Raw genomic sequence first — 16,864 nt, forward strand, 5'->3', positions numbered from 1 at the left:
ACAGACCGATCAGGCAGCTTTCTGCTTCTCGATGTAGTCGATCGCGTCCTTCACGGTCGTGATCTTTTCGGCTGCGTCTTCGGGGATCTCGACGCTGAACGCTTCCTCAAACGCCATGACCAGTTCAACCGTGTCCAGGCTGTCCGCGCCCAGATCATCGATGAAAGAGGCGTCGGGGGTAACCTTGCTTTCGTCCACACCAAGGTGCTCGACTACGATCTTCTTAACCTTATCGGCGATTTCGCTCATCTGTCTCTGCTTCCTGTCTGCCCCTGAAAGAAACGGGCGGTTCGAAACGTGTTCGTCGTGTAACGTCCCTGCAAACCAGTGTTGCACACCAGCCCGCTTCGGACGAAGCTGCGGGCGATTAGCACGGTTTTGATGCGATCGCCAAGGCGGCGAATGCATTTCCTGTCTGCTTGCCCCGCAATTAAGGGGACAGCGCGGCTGTCAGGACTATCTTTTTTGTCACTTCCGGCCTGCTGTCCAGCAAAATATCACATCTGTCAGACCATCGCCATGCCGCCGTTGACGTGGATCGTGGCCCCGGTGACCCACCCGGCCTCGTCCGAGGCAAGGTAAACCACGGCCGGGGCGATGTCCGTCGCCTGGCCCATGCGGCCAAGGGGAATGGATCCGACCAGCTTTTCCTTCTGCGCATCCGGCAGGACATCGGTCATGGCGGTCTGCACGAAGCCCGGCGCCACGGTATTGACGGTCACGCCACGGCTGCCCGCTTCCTGCGCCAGCGACTTGCCCATGCCGATCATCCCGGCCTTGGCGGCGGCATAATTGGCCTGCCCCGCATTGCCCGTCACCCCCACGACGGAAGCGATGTTGACAATCCGCCCCGCCCTGCGGCGCAGCATGCCCTTCAGGGCCGCGCGGCACAGCCGGAAGGGAGCGGCCAGATCAACGTCCAGCACACGGTTCCAGTCCTCGTCCTTCATCCGAATCGCAAGCGTATCACGCGTCAGCCCGGCATTGTTGACCAGAATGGCCAGTGGCGCACCGGCCTTTTCCTCGGCGCAGGCGACCAGCGCGTCAGCCGCCGCCGCATCCGACAGGTCAGCGGGGCAGACATGCAGCCGGTCCGCGCCACCTTCCGCGCCGATGGATGCCGCCACGTCTTCCAGCACCGCCTGCCGGGTGCCCGACAGCACCACGACCGCACCCTGTGCATGCAGTGCGCGCGCGATCTCGCGCCCGATTCCACCCGATGCCCCGGTAACCAGAGCAACCTTTCCGTCCAGCCTGAACATGACCTGTCCGTTCCCTTCGGTATCCATCAACAAAACACGATCCCACGGCCGGGGCCGCAGGACAGACGCCTCTCTCAGCGCGCGGCCAGATAGGCTTCGATATCGGCCGGGGTCCCGACCGGACGGGTGGCCACATCGCCATTGATCCGCTTCACCAGACCCGACAGCACCTTGCCCGAACCGATTTCGACAAAGCTGTCGACACCCATGGCCACCATCGCATCCACGCTTTCACGCCAGCGCACGGTGCCGGTCACCTGACGCACCAGCAGGTCGCGGATCGTGGCCGGATCCGTAACCTTGGCCGCCGTCACGTTCGCCACCACGGGCACGACCGGCACCTTGATGTCGGTATCGGCCAGCGCCGCGCGCATTTCCTCCGCCGCAGGGGCCATCATCGAACAGTGGAACGGGGCGGACACCGGCAGCTTGAGCGCGCGCTTGACACCCTGCGCCCTGGCCAGCGCGATCACGCGGTCAATTGCCGCCATTTCCCCCGCCACGACCACCTGGCCGCCGCCATTGTCGTTCGCGACCTCGAGTACCTGCGTATGGACCTTCCCCGCGTCATCGGTAAAGGTCGCGGCTTCCGCGCACAGGCTGGTGGCGCGTTCCATATCCATGCCCACACCGATCAGGGCCGCCATGCCCCCCATGCCCGGCGGCACGGCCTTCTGCATGGCATTGCCGCGCAGGCGCAGCAGGCGGGCCGTCTGGGCCACACCCAGCGCACCTGCCGCCGCAAGGGCCGAATATTCGCCCAGCGAATGCCCGGCTACCAGCGCTACGTCCCGTTTAAGGTCCACGCCCCCCTCGCGCTCCAGCACCCGCAGGACGGCAAGCGAGACCGCCATGAGCGCGGGCTGGGCATTGTCAGTGCGGGTCAGGTCCTCCATCGGGCCATCGAACATGAGTTTCGAGAGATGCTGTCCCAGCGCGTCATCCACTTCCTGGAACACTTCCCGCGCAGGGGCGAATGCCTCGGCCAGATCGCGTCCCATTCCAACAGACTGACTTCCCTGACCGGGGAAAACAAAGGCTTGCACAGGCATGACTTCCATCCACACTCATATTGTTTTTCGGTTCATCCGCGTGATGCGGGTTGCGGCAGGCAGTGTCAATCACCATCCCGCCATCCGCGTAGCCGGTAACCGGCCAGCAGCAGCGCATCCCAAGGCAGCGCCGCCCCTTCACGTAGCCGCCAGAACCACCGCCTGCCCACACCACGGGCCGCAGGCACGGGGGGCGGGGGCACACGCACCACACGCCATCCCATCATACGCATGAGCAGCAGGCAGCGCGGCAGGTGGTAGGCACTGCTGGCCACGGCCACCGGCCCTGCATGTCCCCGCCGCCGCAACAGCGCCGAACACCGGATGACCGAGGCCAGCGTATCCGGTGCCGTATCCTCCACCACCACGCCGTCAGGCGGGACACCAGCGGCATGCAGCATATCGGCCATGACGGCCGCCTCCCTCCGCCCCGAGGGTGGTGAGGGGCCTCCTGTGGGCACGTACATCACCCTGCCCTGCCGCGTGCCAAAGGCATGCGCCGCCGCCACCCGCAGCCGCAACGTGCGCGTGGGCGTGCCGTCAGGTTTCAGCTTCGCGCCGAATATGACGACCGGCAGCGCATGGTCCACCATGGTCAGCGCGGTGCGCGCAGCAGCACCCGGTTCAGCGATTCCAGCGTGGTGAAGACCTGTTCCCAGACCTTTGCAAAGCGGCTGGCGGACAGGCCGCGCGTTTCCATGATCGCTCCGATCTCGCCCACCGTGCGCTCCCCATCGATCAGGGGCAGGATACCGCGCGTCTGCGGCGGCACGGCGATTGCAACCTGCAACGTGCCAAAAGCAAACGGCAGCCGGTCGTTGCCGCCGATCATACGGGCAAGTTCGATGCCCGGGATTTCACGCATGACGGGCACCGCATCCGCCGCCATGGCGTCGGCGCGGGTCACGGGCTCGCCCGCACGGCGGACATAGGCGACATGGGTGGCCATGTTACCCGCCACGTCCTCCGCCACGGCCTGACGTGCGCGTTCGGGCAGTGCCGCAATCCGGTCGCGCAGGCGCGGGTCAGGCAGCAGCAGGGCGGGATCGTAACGGGCCGGTTCCATCAGGCACGTGGCAGCCAGCCCCGCGCGGTCCAGCAGGCCATGGAAGGCCGTGATGTCATAGGCACGGTCACGCGGGTTGAGCAGCAGGTCATACAGCCCCGCATCCCCCCCGGTCAGATGATCACCAAAATTACCATTCTGCCGCAGCCATGCCGTGGCGGGCAGGTGCCGCATGACGCGGCGCGCCACGTCCAGCCGCTGCCCCGGCGCATCCGCCACCGGGGCCAGCCGCTCCAGCGCGTCCTGCAGCATGTACACGCCCGTGCGCCCGTACGGGGCATAGACCATGAGGCCCATCCCCCCACCGGGGGCCAGCACGCCCTCCAGCGCCGCAAGCCCGGCATCCGGGTCAGGCAGGTGATGCAGTACGCCACAGCAGTCGATATAGTCGAACGGTCCGGGCGCAACCGAAGCAAGGCTGGTCAGGTCGCCACGCACGAAGCGCATGTTTTCCAGACCACGCACCTGCGCCCGCGCCCGCGCCGTTTCCAGCGCCACGGTGGAACGGTCCAGGCACAGCACCTCCCCCGCCCGTCCCGCGCGCGCCATGTGGGTGGCCAGCATGATGGCCCCGTCCCCCGTGCCACACCCCGCCACCAGAACCCGCAGGGGTACTGACTGCGGCCGGGTGGCCCCGAACACCCAGTAATCGATTTCGCGCAGGTGGCTGGGACTGCCGATCAGCAGACGGCTCTTTTCCTCACGCGGGTCGCGGGCGGGATAGGGATACTGCTCGTACTGGGCCTGAAGGCCTGCATCACGTGCATCATGGGCGGGCAGGACATCGGTTTCATGCTGGCTCATGACGGGGCCTCAGCGCGGCAGCAGCTTGCCGCGCTGCCATGCCTCGGCCGCCTCATCGGCACTCATGCCGTCAAAGCGCATGGCATGATCCAGCGCACTGACCACCTTGTTGCCCAGCGTCAGTTCATCCAGTTCGTCCAGCAGGTCCTGATCCATGTCCCCCCTGATGGCGGAACGCAGCAGGATGCGGGCGTCCTGTTCAGCCCCGAACGTCCCCTTCGGGTCATCCAGCTGCACAAGGCGCTGCCCGTAATGCAGGAAGGACGGCTGCCAGGTCGGGATGATTTCAGGCAGGCCACCGGCAAGGATATGGGCCGCGTGGTCACAGGCTTCCGCGTCGGGACGGCTGGCGATGGTGTATCCCGCTTCCGTCAGGTTGTAGGCGGCGACAACCTGACGCACGCGGTCAAGGATGGATTCCGGGGTCACGATCTCACGGCCGATGGGGCAGCCCTCGCCCGCCAGCTGGGCCACCGACGTGATGCCGGTTGCCGCCGCTTCGGGCACGCACCAGCCAAAGGCGGGACGGTAGAGCTGGCCAAACGCCTCCATGCCCAGATCGGGGGCAAGGAAGGCCGCATCGACATCCGGCAGCCATGCGGACACGAACAGGTCCACATCGCCACGGCGCATGTGTTCCACCATTTCGTCACGGGCAGCCACGACATATTCGATTTCAAGTTCATAGGCTTCCAGCACGCGCGCCACGGCCGCCGCCGATGCCTGCTGCAGGGTGTTGTCCAGATGACCCAGGGTCACGGTTGTCATGTAATCTTACTCCATTGATGGGAATGTGCCCGGCGTGTCAGCCCTGCTGCAGGGGCACGCGCAGGCGACCGGTCCGGACCGGGGCCTTGGGCTGGGGATGCGCGGAAGGAAGGGCATAATCGAACACGAGGGTGCTGACGATGAAGGGGGCCGCGAATTTCTTGAAGGCTTCGTGCGCAGGATCGAAATAGGCCGGATCGGTCACGACGGGACGGCCGACATAATAATTGCGGTCGCCTTCCGAACGGAATGTGACCACGAAGGCCTGCTGCAGCCCTTCATCCAGACCTTCACCACTCATCTGCGCCCCCGTCTCGATGGAGGTGACGACGGGGCTGCCATCGCTGCGCCGGGAAATCTGGCGCAGCGCCATGAAGCGGCGTACGACCTCTGCGCGCTGGGCATCGGTAATGGTGGGCAGGAACCGGAACATGACGATATGCCGCACCGTGCCCTGATGGAACGTGGGTGCCGTGAAGTGCAGCAGTCCGACCTGGGATGCGATCAGCCTCTCGGCATGGGCGGCGTCGCTGATCTGGGCTTCGGGCGGTGTATCCGTCCCCGCCGTATCGGGGGCGGCGGGTGCATCCGCCCGCGCCGTACCCGCCACAAGCAGACAGCCTGCCGCCAGAAGGGCAAGATACCCCGTCTTCATGTCCCGAAACTTCATTATGTCTGTCTTCATTCCTGTCTGTCGTGTGGATGCGCTCAGGCCAAGGCCATGACCCGCGCAAATTTGCGCTGGCGCATCATGAGCAGGCGATACACCGCCCGCGCGATCAGCGCATGCAGCCGCCCGTGCGGCGTCCAGCCGATGGTCTTGAGGATCATGCCCGTCACCCGCACGGCATGGCGCGGCTGGTAAAACCGCAGCGCGCGCGACATGTAGGCGGCAATGCAGCGCTTGTGGTCATAGGGCACGGTGCTGGGTTCATTGGTGGTATGGAAGGCAGAGGCCAGTTCGTCATCCTCGCTTTCCGTCACCCGTCCCAGCGCAATGCGCGTGCGCTGCCATACCCCAAGGTGCTCGCGCCGCAGGTAGCGGTGCATATGATCATAGAACAGCTTGAAATGGCGGTATTCATCCGCCGCAATCTGGCGGCATATCGCCTTGAGCACCGGTTCGTCCGTCGCATCGGCCAGTGCGGTATAGAATGACGATGTTCCTGTTTCCACCATGCAGCGCGCAATCAGTTCCCCCGTGCGCGACCCGCGGATGGAGGCATCGACATCCAGATCCAGCCTGTAGGACTGCCGGTACCGGTCAAACGCCGCCATGTAGTCCCATGACGGGTCCGCCAGCATGGCCCACCGGCCCAGCGCGTCGCCATGCTGGACCTCTTCCTGCGCCCAGTTATCCGCCGCCCTGCTGAAATCGGGGTCATCGGCGAACACGTTCTTCAGATAACAGGCATAATCCAGGCCATTCCGTTCCACGACCGATGCGGCCTTGACCAAGGGGACAATGTCAGGGTCCACACGTCGCGGATCGAAACGGTCCCAGTTCATCTGTTCAATGCGCCAGTGTTTCATCGCTACCTGTCTTCTGCATTTTCTCCATGACGGCGCGCCGCGCGTGCCACTGTTGGAGAGGACATGACACATGTTTCATGATTACGCCAATCCCGCATCCATCCCACCCCTGTCATTCCGGGGCCATATCGTGCTAGGGGCGTAGCCCGACACCGCCAATAAGAACGACAGATTGGGTCGCCAAAATGAATATTCACGAATATCAGGCAAAGGCGCTTCTGCGCTCCTACGGCATGCCCGTGCCTGAAGGACGTGCCGCCACCACCGTTGCGGAAGCTGCCGCCGCCGCCAGCGCCCTGGACGCGCCCGTTACCGTGGTCAAGGCGCAGATCCACGCCGGTGGCCGCGGCGCCGGGCATTTTGCGGGCAAGCCCGAGGGCAAGGGCGGCGTGCGCCTGGCCCGCAGCGCAGACGACGTGACCGACGCGGCACAGGCCATGCTGGGCGAAGTGCTGATCACCAAGCAGACCGGCCCCGCGGGCCGCCTTGTCCGCACGCTGTATATCGAATCCGGCTGCGACATCGCGCGCGAACTGTATTTTTCCATGCTGGTTGATCGCAGCACCGGCCAGATCGTCATTGTTGCCTCCCCCGATGGCGGCATGGAGATCGAGGACGTGGCGGCCCGCACGCCTGAACGCATCCTCAAGGAATATATCGACCCGGCCAAGGGCCTGTGTGATTACCAGTCACGCGACGTGGCCGTGCGCCTTGGCCTGAAGGGGCGCGAGATCAGAGCGTTCCAGAACGTCGTGCGTTCCGCCTACAACGCCTTTACCGGCCTTGATGCCGCGATCGTGGAAATCAACCCGCTGGTCGTGACCGGGGCGGGCGACCTGCTGGCGCTGGACGCCAAGATGTCGTTCGATGAGAACGCACTGTTCCGCCACCCTGACCTTGCCAGACTGCGCGACGTGCATGAAGAAGACCCGCGTGAGCGTGAAGCCGCCGAATACGGGCTGGCCTACGTCGGGCTGGATGGCAATATCGGCTGCATGGTCAACGGCGCGGGCCTGGCCATGGCAACGATGGACATCATCAAGATGGAAGGCGAGGAACCCGCCAACTTCCTTGATGTCGGTGGCGGCGCGTCCAAGGAACGGGTGGCGGCAGCCTTCCGTATCCTGATCGGTGACCCCAAGGTGCGCGGCATCCTGGTCAACATCTTCGGCGGCATCATGCGCTGCGACGTGATTGCGGAGGCCATTATCGCCGCATCGCACGAAACCAGGCTGAACGTGCCGCTGGTCGTGCGCCTGGCCGGCACGAATGTCGAACGCGGCAAGGCGCTGCTGGCTGAATCCGGCCTGACCATCATCCCCGCCGATGATCTGGGCGATGCCGCCCGCAAGATCGTATCCGCCGTCCGTAATGCGGGAGCCTGAGTGAATGTCCATTCTCGTCAACCAGTCCACCAAGGTGATCACGCAGGGCTTTACCGGCGCGCAGGGCACCTTCCATACCGAACAGGCCATTGCCTATGGCACCCGCATGGTCGGCGGCGTCACGCCGGGCAAGGGCGGCAGCCTGCATCTTGGCCTGCCGGTATTCGACACCGTGGCGCAGGCGCGTGAGGCCACGGGGGCCGACGCCTCCGTCATCTACGTGCCGCCCGCCGGTGCGGCGGATGCGATCCTTGAGGCAATCGCCGCCGGTATCCCGCTGATCGTGTGCATTACCGAAGGCATTCCGGTGCAGGACATGGTGCGCGTGCGTGCCGCCCTTGAACGTTCCGACAGCCTGCTGGTCGGTCCGAACTGTCCCGGCATCATCACCCCCGATGAATGCAAGATCGGCATCATGCCCGGTCCGATCCACCGCCGGGGCCATGTTGGCATCGTCTCGCGCTCGGGCACCCTGACCTATGAGGCCGTGGCCCAGACCTCCGCCATCGGGCAGGGACAGAGCACCTGCGTCGGCATTGGTGGTGACCCGGTCAAGGGCATGGACTTTACCGATGTGCTGGAACGCATGATCGCGGACCCGGATACGCATTCCATCGTCATGATCGGCGAAATCGGCGGCACGTCCGAAATCGAGGGTGCCGAACTGATCCGCGCCAGCGGCACACGCAAGCCGGTGGTGGGCTTCATTGCAGGCGCCACCGCCCCCCCGGGCCGCCGCATGGGCCATGCGGGCGCCGTCATTACCGGCGGACACGAAACCGCCAGCGCCAAGATCGAGGCCCTGCGTGAAGCGGGCATCCATGTCGCCCCCAGCCCCGCCGAACTGGGCACGACACTGGCGCGCGTGCTGGGCTGATCCCCCGTTCCGGCGATGGCCCCATAATAATAAAAGTATGGTCATCGCCGGTTTTGTATGGCACAGTCGGAAGCGTTTTCCACCTGACCACCAGAGGATCCAGACCGATGCCCGATGGGAGCAGCCCGGACACCCTGTCCATGCACGCCGGGGCCACCAGCCTGCCCCCCATAAGGACAGACTGGACGCGTGATGAAGTCGCGGCCCTTATGGCCCTGCCGTTCCCGGACCTGATCTATCGGGCGCAGACGGTACATCGCGCCCGCTTCGATCCCACGGAAATGCAGATTTCCACCCTGCTGTCGATCAAGACCGGCGGATGCCCCGAAGACTGTGCCTACTGCCCGCAAAGCGCCATGCATGAAGATGGCGGCGTCAAGGCCAGCCGCCTGATGGCGGTGGAAGAGGTGCTGAAGGAAGCCCGTGCGGCAAAGGCTGCCGGGGCCGCGCGCTTCTGCATGGGGGCCGCATGGCGCAGCCCCAAGGACCATGACCTGGATACCGTGTGCGCCATGGTCGAAGGCGTCAAGGCGCTGGGATTGGAAAGCTGCGTGACGCTGGGCATGCTCGACAACACGCAGGCACACAAACTGAAGTCCGCCGGGCTGGATTACTACAACCATAACATCGACACCTCGCCCGAATATTATGGCGACATCATTTCCACCCGTACCTTTCAGGACCGGCTGGATACGCTGGAAAACGTGCGCGATGCCGGGATCAATGTCTGCTGTGGCGGCATTGTCGGCATGGGGGAAGACAGCACGGACCGCGCTGGCATGATCGCGGCGCTGGCCAGCCTGCCCCGCCACCCCGAAAGCGTGCCGATCAACATGCTGGTCCGGGTGGAGGGGACGCCGCTGGCGGACAGGTCTGACGAAACGGTCGACCCGATCGAATTCGTCCGCACCATTGCCGCCGCCCGCATCACCATGCCCGCCAGCCGCGTGCGTCTTGCCGCAGGCCGCGAGGACATGACCGATGAGGCCCAGACACTGTGCTTCCTTGCTGGCGCCAACTCCATTTTCTATGGCGAACGCCTGCTGACGACACCCAATCCCGCCGCCCTGCGTGACCGGCAGTTGCTTGACCGGCTGGGCATGCATACATCACACAGGCAGGGCTGAACCCGACGCAGCCGGGCGCGGGACCGGCTGGGACAGTTCCCACGCGGGGTCCGCTGCCGGCCGCGTGCAGTATGAAATCTGGAACATGTCCTATACCGTAAAGGAAATATTCCCCACCCTGCAGGGTGAGGGCGCACAGGCAGGCCGTACGGCGGTATTCTGCCGGTTTACAGGCTGCAACCTGTGGTCCGGCCTGGAACGCGACCGGGAGCGGGCGACCTGCCGCTTCTGTGATACGGATTTCATTGGCACGGATGGTGCCGGTGGGGGCCGTTTCGCCACCCCGGACGATCTGGCCGACGCCATTGCGCAGCAGTGGCCGGCACCGGACAGGGATGCCGCCTTTGTCGTCTTTACCGGCGGCGAGCCCCTGTTGCAGCTGGATGATGCGCTGGTCGCGGCTGTTCATGCGCGTGGCTTTGAAATTGCGGTGGAAACCAATGGCACCCTGCCCGCGCCCGATGGTATCGACTGGATATGCGTCAGTCCGAAATCCGGTGCGCCACTGGTCCAGACACGCGGGCATGAACTGAAGCTGGTCTTTCCCCAGCCCGACCTGATGCCCGACCTGGTGGCCGGGCTTGATTTCCGGCAGTTCTGGCTTCAACCCATGGACAACGCCCGCAGCACCCAGAACACCGTTGATGCGGTCACATACTGCATGCACCACCCGCAATGGCGACTGTCATTGCAGACCCACAAGCTGATCGGGATCCCCTGACATGAGCGTTCCCCCTCCCCCATCCCATCCTGAAAACGAAGCGGCGCTGGTGCTGTTTTCCGGTGGACAGGATTCAGCCACCTGTCTGGCATGGGCGCTGTCGCGTTTTGGCCGGGTGGAAACGCTGGGGTTCGATTACGGGCAACGCCACGCGGTCGAACTGGAATGCCGTGATGCGCTGCGTGACGGAATGGCTACGGAAAATCCCCAGTGGGCGCAGCGCCTGGGCGCGGACCATACGCTCGACCTTGCCGCCCTTGGCACCGTCTCGGACACGGCGCTGACGCGCGAAGCCGAAATCACGATGAATGAAAACGGCCTGCCCAATACATTCGTGCCCGGTCGGAACCTGATTTTCCTGACATTTGCGGCAGCCCTGGCCGCGCGCCGCCATATCCGCCATATCGTGACCGGCGTGTGCGAAACGGATTATTCCGGCTATCCGGACTGCCGCGACGATACGATCAAATCCCTGCAGGTCACGCTCAACCTGGGCATGGACAGTCATTACGTGCTGCACACACCGCTTATGTGGATCGACAAGGCGCAGACATGGGAACTGGCCCGCCAGCTGGGCGGTAACGCGCTTGTCCGCCTGATCAACCGTGAAAGCCACAGCTGCTACCTTGGCTCGCGCGGCACGCTGCATGCATGGGGACACGGCTGCGGCACCTGCCCCGCCTGCCAGCTGCGCAAGGCAGGGTGGGAGCAGTTCATGGCGGCGCGCCAGCATGTTTGAACTGGTTTTTACCCGGCGCTTTTCCATGGCGCACCGGCTGCTGGCCGGTGAAAGCGAACGCTGCGCCCTGCCCCACGGCCATAATGAATATATTCGCGCGTACCTGCGCGCCACGGCCCCCACGGCGCTGGATGGCTACGCCAACATGGTCATGCCCTTCCAGCGCGCGAAGGGTGTCTGGCACGGTTTTATCGACGATCATGTCGATCATGCCCTGCAACTGGCCGAAGATGATCCCCTGCTTGCGTGGTTTACCCATAACGAGCCCCAGCGCGCGCAGCGGATACTGGTCACGCCGGGCGACCCCACGACGGAGCTTCTGGCCTGTCTGCTCATGGCCAAGCTCAATGCCTTCCTTGCAGCCGATGGCGGGGCGCTGACCTGCGCCAGCATCGAAATCGAGGAAACACCCACCAACACGGTCCGTTACAGCGGCGACCCGCTGGCGGTCCTGCCCTGCCCCCGTCCCGCCCCGCAATGCTGGTGGCGGCGGCCGGACATGACCCTGTCCGATACCTGATGACCCCCTCGCCCTGAAAGGCCCGGTTTCCTTCATGTCTGCACTCGCCCGCTACCGTCAGGAATGGTTCGGCAACATCACGCGTGATACCCTGGCCGGCATGGTCGGCACGTTTGCGCTGATCCCCGAAGTCATTGCATTTTCCTTTGTCGCCGGGGTCGATCCCGCGGTCGGGCTTTATGCATCCTTTGTCATAAGCGTGGTCATTGCCTTTACCGGCGGCAGGCCGGGCATGATTTCGGGCGCGGCCGGGTCCGTGGCGCTGGTGGCGGCAGCTCTGGTGCGTGGCCACGGTGTTCAGTACCTGCTGGCGGCAACCCTTCTGTGTGGACTGCTGCAGGTCATCTTCGGCCTCCTCCGCCTGCATGTGCTGATGCGCTATGTTTCCCGTCCGGTCCGGACCGGGTTTGTCAATGCGCTGGCGATCCTGATCTTTTCAGCACAGGTTCCGCACATGCTGCATGTGACATGGCATACCTACGCCATGATCGCGCTGGGGCTGGCGATCATCTATACCCTGCCCCGTCTTTTTTCGGCCATCCCGTCGCCACTGATCTGCATCGTGATCCTGACGGTCATATCCGTGCTGTGCCCCATGCCGCTGCACACGGTGGCGGATCTTGGCCGCCTGCCTGACAGTCTGCCGCATCTGGTCTGGCCTGATGTACCGTTCTCACTGGATACCCTGAACATCATCGCCCCCTATGCACTGGCCATGGCCAGCGTGGGCATGCTGGAATCCATGATGACGGCGCGCGTGGTGGATGACCTGACGGAAACCCACAGCAGCAAGCGGCAGGAATGCATGGGGCTGGGGATTGCCAATATCGCGGTCGGCCTGTTTGGCGGGATTGCGGGTTGTGGCATGATCGGACAGACAGTGGGCAACCTGCGTTATGGCGGACGGGGGCGGCTGTCCACCTTTGTCGCGGGCGCTTTCCTGCTGCTGCTTATGGTGGCGCTGCGTCCGTGGGTTGCGCAGGTGCCGGTGGCTGCCCTTGTGGCCATCATGATCATGGTTTCGGCCAGTACGTTTTCCTGGTCCTCCCTGCGCGACCTTGTCCATCATCCACGCACCACCAGCGTCATCATGCTGGCAACGGTGGCTGTCGTCGTTGGTACGCATGACCTTGCCGCCGGGGTGGCCGTGGGTGTGCTGCTGAACGGGCTGTTCTTTGCCTTTCAGGTATCCAGCATGCTGTCGGTCACCAGCACGCTGTCCGATGACGGCACGCGACGCACCTATATCGTGAACGGACAGGTCTTCTTTGCATCATCCGACGGGTTTGCCGATGCGTTCGACCTGCATGATACGGCCCGTCACATCACGATCGACCTGACGCATGCCCATATATGGGACATGACGGCTGCCGGCATGCTGGAGGAACTGATCGGCAAGATGGAGGCACAGGGCAAGGACGTGCAGCTGATCGGCCTGAACGGTGCCAGCACAAAACTGCTGGCACGCCATACCCGCCTGCAGCCAGCGGAATGAAAACGCGATGGTGGTCGTATCTGGCGACCACCGATCAGGCGTTCAGTGTATGGTTCCCGCAAAGGCAGGTCCCCATGCGGAGGGAACCCAAGTGACTGTTCCGAATAAGGAATTGATAAAAAATAATAAAAGTTTGGAGCGCTTTTTCAAAAAGGCGCCATTTCCCGAATCTTTTTGAAAAAAGCTTCACCAGAAACGTTCATTAGATCCATAGTCAGACTGTCTTCAGGCGTTTTTTTCGGGTCAGCCACTCCTCACGGGTTATTTCCCATCGTTCGGCTGGCAGTTGGTCGCCACACAGGAAATCACGGTGAAACCGCTCGACCAGCCGCATGCCCGTCTTGCGTGAGATTGCGCTCGAGGCCCGGTTTTCCCCAGCCTTGGCAGTACGCAGGACTGGCTGCGCCAGCACGGTGAACCAGTAATCGGTCACGGCCTCGACTGCTTCGGTCATCAGGCCCTGTCCCTGCCATTCCGGTGCAAGCCAGAACCCCCGGTTATCCCCCTGCGGGTTTTTTTCACTTTTCATCAGGGTAATCACGCCAATCAGCGTTTCAGGAGCCACGCGCGGACGGATTGACCATTCCCACAGTTCGCCACACGCCATGGCGGGCAGCGAAATATCCCGTATATAAGTTAACGCTGCATCCGGCCCATAAGACCAGGGAACGCGACGGGACAGATACTTTACAATTTCCCACCGGGGAAAGGTCTGCTGCAGCGCAGGGACATCTTCCATTCCCAGCGGCCGTAAATACAGACGTGGTGTTTCCAGTACCGGCAACCGCACGCCCATCATCTGCTCCTGTTCCATATCCCAACATTGATCGGGATACGGAACGGGTCAAGACGCAGCCCTGAAACCTGCGTGCGGACTCATACGGAAAAATGTTTCAGGCAGATGCGCGGTCCAACAGCCCGCTGTTTCCCAGCCCTGACGCCCGCCCCTGAACGGATCAGCCCACGGCTGTGGCCTGACCCTTATTTTTTCTTCGTCGTTGCTGTCGCGGGTAGCGCAAAGGGATCAACAGCAGAGGTGGTACCCGCCAGTTTTGCCCATTGGGCGGCTGTCGTCTTGTCACCCGCCTGCAGCGCGCTCTGGCTGGCGCGGGCATAAAGCTGGGCGGCGGCCTGTGCATTTCCTGCCTTGGCCGCGGCACGACCGGCAACGCCAAGGGCGCGGGCCATATCACGGTAATCCACCTGTGTCTGGCGAATGGTCGCCGCCTGCATTGCATCCTGCATTGCGGTCTGCGTGCTGCCACCGGTGACCAGCAGGTTACGGGCAGCGATTTCCTTCGCATCCGCCGTCCAGCTATCCGGGAGCTTTCCGGTGAGGTTGGCGAAATAGGCATCAACAGAAGCCAGCGTGGCCTGATCCCCGCTGTCATCGGCAATCAGCCCCCGGATCAGCTGGGCTTTCTCGACGATATCGGTGTCCTGCGCACCTGCGGCGCGTGATGCCGCTGCAGCAGCTTCGGTCTCCCGCCCCAGCCGGTGCAGCGCGCCTGCCTGCACCAGATCCAGACCGGAATCATCGCCCGTCTGGCCTCGCATCGCCAGGGCCGAACGTGTCGCGGTTACCGTGGACAGCGCATCCTGTGGCTTGCCTTCATCCAGTTGCACCGTCGCAAGGTTGTAGCCAGCATCGCCTATGGCCGTGACATCATCGCGTGCAACGGCGCGTTGGCCAGCTGCGCGGTACTGCTGTTCCGCCACGGCAAGGCGCTCAAGTCCCACGGCATCCTTCGCAGTATCCATGTCCTGCGACAGGGTGGTATCGCCCGGCTGGGTGACAGCCTGCCCCCCGCCGCATCCTGCCAGCACCAGGGCAAGGCCGAGGGTCGCGTATTCCTTCTTCATTTTCATGGCTGCACCTTCTGCGCCGGAAGACGGGCATGGGCATGCTTCGCCGTCTTGTTGCCGTTGCCGCCCAGTATCCACAGGCCACGCATCTGATCGACCAGCTTCTGCAGGCTGCTGGCAGTCGTCTGTGCCTGCACCAGCAGCACTGGCAGCTGCTGGCTGGCATCCTTCAGGTTCTGGGTAATGGCCGGGGAGGCGTTGCTCAGATCACCTGTCGCCTTCTGCACGTTGGTCATGCTGGCGCTGGCCTTGTCCATCACGCCGGCAAGCTGTTTTTCAATTGGTGTCAACTGGCTGACCGTGGCGTTCAGGCTGGTGATCATCTGTTCCGCCTGGCGGATCAGGTCATCATTGGTCATGAGCCGCCCGATGGATCCCTTGCCCGCATGCATGTCCGTAATGGTTGCGTCCAGCGTTGCCATCATGTGCTGCGCGTTATCCAGAACCGGGATGACACGATCGCGGATGTCACTGAAGGTCTGGGTAATGGTATCAGCCGGGTTCGGGGCGTTGGTGGCGCTCAGCACCGCATAGCTCCAGTCCAGCTTGTCCCCTGTCCCGCGTGAAATATCGATGTAGCTGGCCCCGGCCACGACGAACTGCTTGCGGATGATGGCCGTGCTGTCACGGCGAATATAGGGTTCGATATCGGGATCGATTTCGGCAATGGCGTACATGCCGCCCGCCGGGTTGATCCGCACGCGCCGCACCGTGCCGGCATGAATGCCCATCACCTGAAGATCATCACCGACCGACAGGCCACTGACCCCGTTTTCAGGCAGGACAATCCGCAGCTTGCCCGCAGGGGTCAGCCAGTCACGCAGCACGCCAGCTTCGATCACTGCCCCAAGCAGGATGACAAGGGACACAAGGACAAGTATCCCCACCCATTCATCGGCGTAACGGACACGCACAAGCTGCCGGATTCCGTCTGACTGTTGTTTCTGGACCATTACACCACCCGCATGGGAAAAAGACCTTCATCAAGAAGGCGCATGTGGATATTCACCGCCTTGCGATATTCATGCCACGCTGCTGCTGACCGCACGAACCATAACACGCCACAGCCGCGATCCCGCGCCGCGGTCATCATTTCAAGAAACGGCAGGATGTTCTCCTCTGGCAGCGTGTCGGAAATATCCTCCAGCACCAGCAGGTCCGGCCGCCCCACAAAGGCCCGCACACATGCCGCCCGTGCCAGGTCAGCCCCCGACAGCCGGTCGGGCGTCGATGTGGGCAGACCGGGAAAACCAAACCGGTGCCCCAGTTCCGTGGCGGACAGGACCACATGATCAAACGGGTCCGTTGTATGGTACAGATGCGGCAGCATGATATTGAGATGCGTGCCAAACAGGTTGAGCCAGCTGCTGCTGCGCGAAATACGGCCGATACGCCCACGCAGCGCGTTCAGCTGCCGGTCGCGCAGTGTGCTCCAGTCCAGTCCCATGAACTTGATGCTGCCCTGCGTCAGCGAAATCATACCCGAACACAGGTCCGCGAACATGGCGGCGCGTTCGAAATCACGGCAGTCGATCACCGCGCACTCACCGGGCATGATACGCAGGTTATAGGGCGCGGGCATCAGCCCGCTTTCCTCGAATGACGGGACGGCATCACGCAGTTCCAGCAGGGGAGCGTTGGCTGTCATG

The 16,864-nt window shown here is 63.4% G+C and carries 19 protein-coding genes; 7 read left to right on the forward strand and 12 right to left on the reverse strand.

Annotated elements, in window-relative coordinates:
- Nucleotides 1-9: 9 nt before the first annotated feature.
- From CFR80_RS06475 to CFR80_RS06510, 8 genes are all read right to left on the reverse strand, one after another.
- Nucleotides 10-249 (reverse strand): acyl carrier protein, encoded by a 240-nt coding sequence (locus CFR80_RS06475; RefSeq protein ID WP_003618476.1) that lies wholly within the window; start codon nucleotides 247-249, stop codon nucleotides 10-12.
- A 257-nt stretch (nucleotides 250-506) separates the two neighbouring features.
- Nucleotides 507-1,262, reverse strand: a complete 756-nt coding sequence (gene fabG, locus CFR80_RS06480; protein WP_029329488.1) for a 3-oxoacyl-[acyl-carrier-protein] reductase — start codon at nucleotides 1,260-1,262, stop codon at nucleotides 507-509.
- A gap of 74 nt (nucleotides 1,263-1,336) precedes the next feature.
- Nucleotides 1,337-2,314 (reverse strand): ACP S-malonyltransferase, encoded by a 978-nt coding sequence (fabD, locus tag CFR80_RS06485; RefSeq protein WP_029329489.1) that lies wholly within the window; start codon nucleotides 2,312-2,314, stop codon nucleotides 1,337-1,339.
- 65 nt (nucleotides 2,315-2,379) lie between these two features.
- On the reverse strand, nucleotides 2,380-2,907 hold the full coding sequence (locus CFR80_RS06490) for a YdcF family protein (RefSeq protein ID WP_010514527.1): 528 nt from the start codon (nucleotides 2,905-2,907) through the stop codon (nucleotides 2,380-2,382).
- Nucleotides 2,908-2,909: 2 nt separating this feature from the next.
- Nucleotides 2,910-4,184 (reverse strand): class I SAM-dependent methyltransferase, encoded by a 1,275-nt coding sequence (locus CFR80_RS06495; RefSeq protein ID WP_110507187.1) that lies wholly within the window; start codon nucleotides 4,182-4,184, stop codon nucleotides 2,910-2,912.
- 9 nt (nucleotides 4,185-4,193) lie between these two features.
- The gene (locus CFR80_RS06500; protein WP_010514533.1) at nucleotides 4,194-4,952 is read right to left on the reverse strand and encodes a glycine betaine ABC transporter substrate-binding protein; all 759 of its coding nucleotides are present in this window, start codon (nucleotides 4,950-4,952) and stop codon (nucleotides 4,194-4,196) included.
- 37 nt (nucleotides 4,953-4,989) lie between these two features.
- A complete protein-coding gene (locus CFR80_RS06505) occupies nucleotides 4,990-5,607 on the reverse strand; it encodes a Dabb family protein (protein ID WP_048855311.1) in 618 nt (205 codons plus the stop codon).
- A 53-nt stretch (nucleotides 5,608-5,660) separates the two neighbouring features.
- Complete coding sequence (locus CFR80_RS06510; protein ID WP_010514535.1) at nucleotides 5,661-6,485, reverse strand: acyl-ACP desaturase; 825 nt, start codon at nucleotides 6,483-6,485, stop codon at nucleotides 5,661-5,663.
- Nucleotides 6,486-6,670: 185 nt separating this feature from the next.
- Between CFR80_RS06510 and sucC the strand changes: the two genes are divergently transcribed.
- From sucC to CFR80_RS06545, 7 genes are all read left to right on the forward strand, one after another.
- Entirely contained in the window at nucleotides 6,671-7,870 is a 1,200-nt protein-coding gene (gene sucC / locus CFR80_RS06515; RefSeq protein ID WP_010514536.1) for an ADP-forming succinate--CoA ligase subunit beta, read from the forward strand.
- 4 nt (nucleotides 7,871-7,874) lie between these two features.
- A complete protein-coding gene (gene sucD / locus CFR80_RS06520) occupies nucleotides 7,875-8,747 on the forward strand; it encodes a succinate--CoA ligase subunit alpha (protein WP_010514537.1) in 873 nt (290 codons plus the stop codon).
- Between the two features lie 107 nt (nucleotides 8,748-8,854).
- Complete coding sequence (gene bioB, locus CFR80_RS06525) at nucleotides 8,855-9,874, forward strand: biotin synthase BioB (protein ID WP_010514538.1); 1,020 nt, start codon at nucleotides 8,855-8,857, stop codon at nucleotides 9,872-9,874.
- Between the two features lie 85 nt (nucleotides 9,875-9,959).
- Entirely contained in the window at nucleotides 9,960-10,595 is a 636-nt protein-coding gene (gene queE, locus CFR80_RS06530) for a 7-carboxy-7-deazaguanine synthase (RefSeq protein WP_010514539.1), read from the forward strand.
- A 1-nt stretch (nucleotide 10,596) separates the two neighbouring features.
- Nucleotides 10,597-11,334 carry a 7-cyano-7-deazaguanine synthase QueC gene (gene queC, locus CFR80_RS06535; RefSeq protein ID WP_010514540.1) on the forward strand — a complete coding sequence of 246 codons (738 nt, stop codon included), beginning with the start codon at nucleotides 10,597-10,599 and terminating at the stop codon, nucleotides 11,332-11,334.
- A complete protein-coding gene (locus CFR80_RS06540) occupies nucleotides 11,327-11,854 on the forward strand; it encodes a 6-pyruvoyl trahydropterin synthase family protein (protein WP_010514541.1) in 528 nt (175 codons plus the stop codon). Before queC ends, CFR80_RS06540 begins: the two co-directional genes overlap by 8 nt.
- A gap of 34 nt (nucleotides 11,855-11,888) precedes the next feature.
- Entirely contained in the window at nucleotides 11,889-13,349 is a 1,461-nt protein-coding gene (locus CFR80_RS06545) for a SulP family inorganic anion transporter (protein ID WP_010514543.1), read from the forward strand.
- A 214-nt stretch (nucleotides 13,350-13,563) separates the two neighbouring features.
- On the opposite strand, the gene CFR80_RS06550 is transcribed toward CFR80_RS06545, so the two are convergent.
- From CFR80_RS06550 to CFR80_RS06565, 4 genes are all read right to left on the reverse strand, one after another.
- On the reverse strand, nucleotides 13,564-14,163 hold the full coding sequence (locus tag CFR80_RS06550) for a GNAT family N-acetyltransferase (RefSeq protein WP_110507188.1): 600 nt from the start codon (nucleotides 14,161-14,163) through the stop codon (nucleotides 13,564-13,566).
- A 167-nt stretch (nucleotides 14,164-14,330) separates the two neighbouring features.
- The gene (locus tag CFR80_RS06555; protein ID WP_010514545.1) at nucleotides 14,331-15,218 is read right to left on the reverse strand and encodes a hypothetical protein; all 888 of its coding nucleotides are present in this window, start codon (nucleotides 15,216-15,218) and stop codon (nucleotides 14,331-14,333) included.
- Nucleotides 15,215-16,168, reverse strand: a complete 954-nt coding sequence (locus tag CFR80_RS06560; protein WP_010514546.1) for an MlaD family protein — start codon at nucleotides 16,166-16,168, stop codon at nucleotides 15,215-15,217. The genes CFR80_RS06555 and CFR80_RS06560 overlap by 4 nt, the downstream gene beginning before the upstream one ends.
- Nucleotides 16,168-16,863, reverse strand: a complete 696-nt coding sequence (locus CFR80_RS06565; protein ID WP_010514547.1) for a P-loop NTPase family protein — start codon at nucleotides 16,861-16,863, stop codon at nucleotides 16,168-16,170. Before CFR80_RS06565 ends, CFR80_RS06560 begins: the two co-directional genes overlap by 1 nt.
- Nucleotide 16,864 lies beyond the last annotated feature (1 nt).

It is taken from the genome of Komagataeibacter oboediens (genome assembly GCF_003207815.1).
Lineage (GTDB): Bacteria > Pseudomonadota > Alphaproteobacteria > Acetobacterales > Acetobacteraceae > Komagataeibacter > Komagataeibacter oboediens.

What these genes read in the sequence shown, in the direction of transcription:
- CFR80_RS06475 (WP_003618476.1), bottom strand. Translation starts at nt 249, where the DNA reads ATGAGCGAAATCGCCGATAAGGTTAAGAAGATCGTAGTCGAGCACCTT.
- fabG (WP_029329488.1), bottom strand. Translation starts at nt 1,262, where the DNA reads ATGTTCAGGCTGGACGGAAAGGTTGCTCTGGTTACCGGGGCATCGGGT.
- fabD (WP_029329489.1), bottom strand. Translation starts at nt 2,314, where the DNA reads ATGCCTGTGCAAGCCTTTGTTTTCCCCGGTCAGGGAAGTCAGTCTGTT.
- CFR80_RS06490 (WP_010514527.1), bottom strand. Translation starts at nt 2,907, where the DNA reads ATGGTGGACCATGCGCTGCCGGTCGTCATATTCGGCGCGAAGCTGAAA.
- CFR80_RS06495 (WP_110507187.1), bottom strand. Translation starts at nt 4,184, where the DNA reads ATGAGCCAGCATGAAACCGATGTCCTGCCCGCCCATGATGCACGTGAT.
- CFR80_RS06500 (WP_010514533.1), bottom strand. Translation starts at nt 4,952, where the DNA reads ATGACAACCGTGACCCTGGGTCATCTGGACAACACCCTGCAGCAGGCA.
- CFR80_RS06505 (WP_048855311.1), bottom strand. Translation starts at nt 5,607, where the DNA reads ATGAAGACGGGGTATCTTGCCCTTCTGGCGGCAGGCTGTCTGCTTGTG.
- CFR80_RS06510 (WP_010514535.1), bottom strand. Translation starts at nt 6,485, where the DNA reads ATGAAACACTGGCGCATTGAACAGATGAACTGGGACCGTTTCGATCCG.
- sucC (WP_010514536.1), top strand. Translation starts at nt 6,671, where the DNA reads ATGAATATTCACGAATATCAGGCAAAGGCGCTTCTGCGCTCCTACGGC.
- sucD (WP_010514537.1), top strand. Translation starts at nt 7,875, where the DNA reads ATGTCCATTCTCGTCAACCAGTCCACCAAGGTGATCACGCAGGGCTTT.
- bioB (WP_010514538.1), top strand. Translation starts at nt 8,855, where the DNA reads ATGCCCGATGGGAGCAGCCCGGACACCCTGTCCATGCACGCCGGGGCC.
- queE (WP_010514539.1), top strand. Translation starts at nt 9,960, where the DNA reads ATGTCCTATACCGTAAAGGAAATATTCCCCACCCTGCAGGGTGAGGGC.
- queC (WP_010514540.1), top strand. Translation starts at nt 10,597, where the DNA reads ATGAGCGTTCCCCCTCCCCCATCCCATCCTGAAAACGAAGCGGCGCTG.
- CFR80_RS06540 (WP_010514541.1), top strand. Translation starts at nt 11,327, where the DNA reads ATGTTTGAACTGGTTTTTACCCGGCGCTTTTCCATGGCGCACCGGCTG.
- CFR80_RS06545 (WP_010514543.1), top strand. Translation starts at nt 11,889, where the DNA reads ATGTCTGCACTCGCCCGCTACCGTCAGGAATGGTTCGGCAACATCACG.
- CFR80_RS06550 (WP_110507188.1), bottom strand. Translation starts at nt 14,163, where the DNA reads ATGGAACAGGAGCAGATGATGGGCGTGCGGTTGCCGGTACTGGAAACA.
- CFR80_RS06555 (WP_010514545.1), bottom strand. Translation starts at nt 15,218, where the DNA reads ATGAAAATGAAGAAGGAATACGCGACCCTCGGCCTTGCCCTGGTGCTG.
- CFR80_RS06560 (WP_010514546.1), bottom strand. Translation starts at nt 16,168, where the DNA reads ATGGTCCAGAAACAACAGTCAGACGGAATCCGGCAGCTTGTGCGTGTC.
- CFR80_RS06565 (WP_010514547.1), bottom strand. Translation starts at nt 16,863, where the DNA reads ATGACAGCCAACGCTCCCCTGCTGGAACTGCGTGATGCCGTCCCGTCA.